The 6,153-nt window shown below is 52.6% G+C and carries 7 protein-coding genes; all 7 read left to right on the forward strand.

The genetic code is table 11. The features are described 5' to 3' along the window. The first annotated feature begins 128 nt into the window (after positions 1-128). The 7 genes from B7L71_RS16040 (at position 129) to B7L71_RS16070 (ending at position 5,575) form a co-directional block, all read left to right on the forward strand. Positions 129-944, forward strand: coding sequence for a sterol desaturase family protein (locus tag B7L71_RS16040; protein ID WP_081139115.1), 816 nt, complete (start codon positions 129-131; stop codon positions 942-944). A gap of 30 nt (positions 945-974) precedes the next feature. Then, a complete protein-coding gene (locus B7L71_RS16045) occupies positions 975-1,175 on the forward strand; it encodes a hypothetical protein (protein WP_035564173.1) in 201 nt (66 codons plus the stop codon). Next, the gene (locus B7L71_RS16050; RefSeq protein WP_045812353.1) at positions 1,172-1,537 is read left to right on the forward strand and encodes a DUF6166 domain-containing protein; all 366 of its coding nucleotides are present in this window, start codon (positions 1,172-1,174) and stop codon (positions 1,535-1,537) included. Before B7L71_RS16045 ends, B7L71_RS16050 begins: the two co-directional genes overlap by 4 nt. Before the next feature lie 325 nt (positions 1,538-1,862). Then, the gene (locus B7L71_RS16055) at positions 1,863-2,552 is read left to right on the forward strand and encodes a GntR family transcriptional regulator (protein ID WP_081139116.1); all 690 of its coding nucleotides are present in this window, start codon (positions 1,863-1,865) and stop codon (positions 2,550-2,552) included. Positions 2,553-2,590: 38 nt separating this feature from the next. Further along, positions 2,591-3,631, forward strand: coding sequence for a TRAP transporter substrate-binding protein DctP (dctP, locus tag B7L71_RS16060; protein WP_081139117.1), 1,041 nt, complete (start codon positions 2,591-2,593; stop codon positions 3,629-3,631). 100 nt (positions 3,632-3,731) lie between these two features. Continuing rightward, positions 3,732-4,262 (forward strand): TRAP transporter small permease subunit, encoded by a 531-nt coding sequence (locus tag B7L71_RS16065; protein WP_081139119.1) that lies wholly within the window; start codon positions 3,732-3,734, stop codon positions 4,260-4,262. A gap of 41 nt (positions 4,263-4,303) precedes the next feature. After that, the gene (locus tag B7L71_RS16070) at positions 4,304-5,575 is read left to right on the forward strand and encodes a TRAP transporter large permease subunit (protein ID WP_212636768.1); all 1,272 of its coding nucleotides are present in this window, start codon (positions 4,304-4,306) and stop codon (positions 5,573-5,575) included. Positions 5,576-6,153: the final 578 nt, after the last annotated feature.

Genomic DNA, 6,153 nt, shown 5'->3' on the forward strand with positions numbered 1-6,153 from the left:
AAAAAAGGAAGACGTCAGTGAGTAGACTTGCTTGAAAAGCAAGAAATATACGTCTAATATATTTCATGCAGCCTTAGATTGCCGCGCGCCTTACAAAGCACGCTTCAACAATGTTTGGAGGACGTCCCATGGAGATACATAATAGCCCGATGAATGAACGGCAGCGCCGATACCGCGAAGTTTACCGTTCGCGCACGAGCGGTTGGTATAATGGATATGTGCACGCATTCTTGATCTTCGGAACTGGTCTCTACGCAATCTTTTTTTTCACCATGAACCTAAGTGAGGTTTTGTGGTGGGAGTGGTTGACGATACCGGTAGTATTCTTAGGCGGACAGTGGGTCGAATATTATACCCACCGCTTCCTCTTGCACAGGCCAAAGAAGTCCGGCATGGGGCGCCTTTTATATGTACGTCACACACTCATGCACCACCAGTTTTTTACAGCTGAAGAGCCACGATATGCGAATCATCGAGATTGGCGAGTCACGCTTTTCCCACCATTTACTCTCACCATCTCTACGCTGATGATGTTACCGTCGGCGCTCGTAGCAGGGTGGGTAATATCCGGCAATGTCGGCTGGCTACTCATGGCTTCGACTATCGGTACCTACCTATTCTACGAGGTTCTGCACTTTCTTTGCCACGTCGGTGACAATTGGTTCGTGCGGCATTGCCCTATCGTCAATACCGCGAGGCGCCACCACACCGCCCATCACAACCACTCGATCATGATGGAAACCAACATGAGCATCGTGTTCCCGTTCTGGGATTGGGTCTACGGTACTTCTGACCTTGATCGGGGGTTGATCGGTCATTTATTCAACGGTTACAGCACCAAGCATATTAAAAAGGATCTACGTCAGACGGCGAAGACTCCGCACCTGCTGCCACATGTTTCAAAAGCTTCTTCGAAGCCCGGTCCGGAACCTGCAAATCGTTGACTGCTGTCGGAAAATAATGGAGAAGATTTTATGCCGGCCTCAAAAAAATTAGTATTCTCTGCGCTACTTCTTATCGCTGGAGTGATCGGATATCTAATTGAGATAAAAACCGGGCGAGAGGACCTGCTCGGACACCTGGGCGCACTCGTGGTGCTGCTGATGGTCGGGCTGTGGGCGTTATCTCCGGTAGATCGTGAGGAGTTGACTCCAGCCAAAGCGAGGCGCGAATGAATAACCCAGCTAAAAGCAATCACCCTGCGGACCACTACGCAGGCGAGCGAACAATCGATGGGCTTTGCGTGACGGTCAATGGCAAAGCACTGCCGACCTTTGATGATCTTGTTACGTACTCCAAAGGAGGTTTCGAATGGGGTTACGAGGGTGCGGAACCGGTGCAACTGGCATTCGCGCTTCTGTACTCGAGGCTACGAGATGTTGAGGCTGCTTGTGAGCTGGCGCCGGTCCTAATGAAGCACATCGTTGCCAACCTTGCGAATGAGTGGGATATCTCGGGGGACCAACTTGACGAAACCATTGCAATCCTGCAAGGCAAGCATTACGCGAGGGCAGGTCATGTCACAGAAGCACTTTGACCTATACCATCGAGAGGGCGCGTTTCCGAGTGCAGATAAAACTATTATTAGTACGGCTTGGGGGCCCATTGAGCTTCAATGCAACGGTACTGGCGGTTTTCTGATACTGCTTCACGGCCTGCAGAGTTCAATGGAGGTATGGCGGGAGACAGTTCGGCAGCTACCGAGGCTGCGCGGTGATAGCCTATCTCGGGAAGCCAGTAAGTATCACAGGCTGGAGTATGGGCGCCATTGTCGCGCTTCAATACCTGCATAAGTATGGCGACTCAATAAGTCAAGTCATATCAAAGCTAGAGCCAAGGCTACAGGCACAGAAATTCGGGATATGAAGGAAAGAGTGACATTGAAGCGAGAAGACCAAAAGAAGACCTTAGCCGATCAGGCATACAAACAAATTGAAGAGGCCATCGTAACTCTACAACTTGCACCAGGAAGCATAGTTTCTGAGACGGAGCTGGTTGAGTTGATAGGCATTGGTAGAACGCCAACCCGAGAGGCCATACAGAGGCTAGCCAGGGATCGACTAATACGAGTGCTACCAAAACGAGGATTGTTAGTCGCGCCACTTGATCTTATGGGCCAGATGAAGCTCCTCGAAGTTCGTCGCCAAGTTGAGGGGCTTATTATCCGGTTAGCGACGAAACGAGCATCTGATGAGCATAGGAGAGCCTTCGCTCAGCTTGACGCGGAATTTCGGGAAATTGCGTTCGCCAATGATGGTCTGGGCTTTGTACGTTGTGACAGGGAGTTTAATGAGTTATGTATTACCGCAGCACAGAATGAATACGCGGAGGACGCGATGCGTCCCCTCATGGGGCTGTCCCGGCGCTTCTGGCTCTTCCATCACCAACAATGCGGAACTGACTTACCGCCTTTGGCGCTGCTGCATGCTGATACGGCCGCCGCGATGGCTATTGGAGACGAGGAGGGAGGACAACGTGTGTTTGAGGAGCTGTTGGAAAACGTAGAAAGCTCGGCGAGGATAAGCTTGGCTATGAATTTCTCAGCAACCTGAGCTAATGTGAATAAAAAAATAACAGCGGAGAAGCAAGAATGAATAAGTCCAAGAATATTACGAAAACTGCTAAGGCCATAATTCTAGTCGGCCTGTTCGCAATGGTTTTGGTGCCCGCTATCGCGGCTGCCCAAGACGACGTCATCAAGTGGCGACTACAATCGCTCCTGTCTTCTGGCGGCAGCGACTGGAAAAAGAGTGTTGTCGCGCTGCGGGATAAACTCTACGAGCGCACAGGCGGTCGATTAGACATCGAGCTACACTCAGCGGAATCTTTGGTGGGGTCTTCCGAGATCTTCCCCGCTGTAAGTCGCGGGGTAATCCAGATCGGTCATACTTCGCCAGCGTACATAATGGATTATATCTCCACGGCGTCGCTTGCCTGGGGTCCCAGCTCCTTCCGAAACGTTTCCGAGGCCGCCTACTTCTGGAAACACTTGGGCTTCGAAGACATTATCCGCCGGGAAGCCCTAGAAAAACACAATATACACTACTTCACGGACCATCTGTACTTCACTAGGCTGGTATTAAACAAGCCGGTCAAGACTAATGAAGACTTTGAGGCATTGCGCATCCGCGCCTCCGGTAGCCTCGCTAAATTCATAGCGGACAGTGGAGCTGCGACGGCTTTTATATCGGGGTCCGAATTATACCAGTCTCTCAGCACAGGCGCCGTGGATGGAGCGCATTGGGGCGGAGCCCAGAACGCAAATGACTTGAGCCTTTATGAGCCGGCAAAGTACCACGCATCTGCGGTGCTGGGTATCGCAAACGAGATTTTTATCATCAACGATCAGGCCCTGTCCAGCCTGCCCGAAGACATTCAGACGACGGTACGTTCTACGCTGGAGGAACACTTCTGGGCTCGCACCAACCAGTACGAGATCGAAGAGCTGGAAATGCTCAACCAGCTCGCCAGCGAAAAGGGTGTGCAAACTATCGATCTTCCGGAAGAGATCGTGGAGCGCATGGACAAGGCCACGCACGACTTCAGGCACTCCGAGGCGAAGAAGAGTGAGTACACCGCTGAGGCCGTCGAACGCCTCGAAGCCTACCTGGGCGTACTCGGCTACTTCTAAGCATGAATGAGCGCGGCTCGCCATGCGAGCCGCTTTTCTAACTGCCGTGATTACCCAAGCACAAGCGCGGCATAGGAAGAACTAGGTCAGCGGGGCCCGTATGCGAAAAATCTTGCACGCTATCTCATGGCTGAACGATCGACTGGGCAGATGGGTTTTATCCTATTTCGCTTTCTTAATGTTCGCTTTTCTACTTTTCGAAGTGGTTGCACGCTATATGTTCAATTCGCCTACTTCTTGGGCGACCGAAGCGACAACCATGTTGTTCGTAGCCTATACGATCTTATCAGGAGGTTATCTGCTCCTACATCGTGGACACGTAAAAGTCGATATCTTTTATCAGCAATTCTCGCCTCGAACAAAAGCGGCTGTAGACGTCGTGACCTCCGTCTTTTTCTTTGTGTTCACGATCGTAGTTTTGGTGGAAGGGCAGGGTATGGCGTGGGCGGCGATCACTCGCTGGGAGCACTCGCATTCTGCCTGGAATCCCCCTGTCTGGCCTCTAAGACTTTGCGTTCCAATCGGCGCGATCCTGCTAATTCTTCAGGGCGTGGTAAAGCTGATCGACGACCTAACCATCCTGTTTAGCTCTGATTCACAGCGAACTGAACGTGCGGGTACCGAGGGGTAAGTCATGAGTAGTGAACTGATCACAATCCTCTTTTTGGGGGAATGTTTGCCCTGATCTTCGCCGGGGTGCCTGTTGCATTCGCCCTTGGTGGCATCTCGTCCATATTCCTGTACCTGACTTGGGGCGGAGATGGGTTTTTCCTGGTCGCCAACAGGCTGTGGACGGCCATGAACAGTTTTACTTTGATCGCCATCCCCTTGTTTATGTTCATGGCGCTGATATTGGAACGCACAGGCGTTGCGCAGGCATTGTTTCGCATGATCCACCTCTGGTCTGGCGGTCTGCGGGGCGGACTGGCGATCGGCACCGTATTGATCTGCGCAATGTTTGGCGCGATGGTGGGTGTGAGCGGTGCGGCAGTCGTGGCGATGGGTACCATCGCCCTGCCCGCTATGTTAGAGCGCAAGTATGACAAGCGGCTCGCCCTGGGTTGCATCAATGCAGGCGGCGGCTTCGGAGTTCTGATCCCGCCCAGCATCGTGATGATCGTCTATGCCATGCTTACTGGCGTATCGGTTGGTGCTCTCTTTGCCGCCGGCATGATACCTGGGCTTCTCATGTCCGTATTGGTTGCGGGCTATATCGCAATACGATGCTGGTTACAGCCCGAGCTGGGCCCCGCGTTGCCCAAAGAGGAACGCGGAGACTGGAGCGAAAGGTTCCGTTCGCTAATGGCTGTCGCACTGCCCATCGGCATCGTGGTCATGGTCCTCGGCTCCATTCTGTCCGGCATCGCGACTGCCACCGAAGCCGCCGCCATCGGCGTGCTCGGCTCCCTACTGTCAGCGATGGTCCACCGCACCCTTTCGCTGAACTTGATTAAGGAAGCCTTGCTTCAGACTCTGCGCCTGACTTCCATGATTATGTGGATCATCCTGGGCGCTCAAGTCTTCAGCACGGCCTATAGCGCTATGGGCGCCCAGCAGGTGGTGATGGACCTAATGGCAGCCATCCCAGGCGGCGAGTGGGGCGCGCTCGCTGCGATGTTACTGCTCCTCCTGCTCATGGGCATGGTGCTCGACCCGATAGGCATTATGCTGATCACGCTGCCGGTGTTCATGCCAATCATCACGATGTACGGGATTGACCCGATCTGGTTCGGTGTGCTGTTCGTCCTCATGGTCGAAATCGGTTATATGACCCCTCCTTTTGGCTTCAATCTTTTCTATTTAAGAGGTGTCGCACCACCCAGTATCAGCATCGGGGACATCTACATTTCGGCGCTTCCGTATGCTGCAGTGATTCTGTTTGGCCTGCTTCTGATCATAGCGTTTCCGGGAATCGCTCTGTGGCTGCCGAAATTGCTGTTCTAGCCAAGCGCCGTGTAACGTACGAAAGTTTAATTATGGGGAAATGAAACTCGGCTTGACCGCCCACGTAGTCATAATCACCGGAGAGGGCGGCGTGATCCCTCTGCCGTAGAAGGAGTATGCGCCGAGGGTGGTGCACCTGATACTGACAGTCGGGCGGCGTGGCCGACGCCGATAACTCTGTAAGCGGTCTACTAATCACACCTACCCAGGCCTGACTCAGAGCGGTAAGGTTGAAGTAACTCCCTCCATAGTTGCAAAGGCTATAGTGCAGGTATGGAGGAGGGCACTTCACATGCACCTCACACTTATGAAGAAATTCAGCTAGATTGGAAGGATACGTTTTCCATACCGCTAGGCATGATTGATGCATAAAAACTTGTTTCGATGATGTTGAATGCAGTCAATGAAGGTCGACTCACGCTCAATGAGGTTGCCCGCCTCACAGCGGAAAATCCGGTGAGGAGGTTTGGTTTCTTCCCGAGAAAAGGGGTGATGCAGATTTTCCGATTGTAGATATGCAGCGCCAAGTAATTTTACTAAAAAGGGTATGCTATCGAAAGCTGGCTATACTAGCTGGG

Origin of the sequence: Halomonas sp. BC2 (assembly GCF_002078115.1) — a bacterium.
GTDB lineage: Bacteria > Pseudomonadota > Gammaproteobacteria > Pseudomonadales > Halomonadaceae > Vreelandella > Vreelandella stevensii.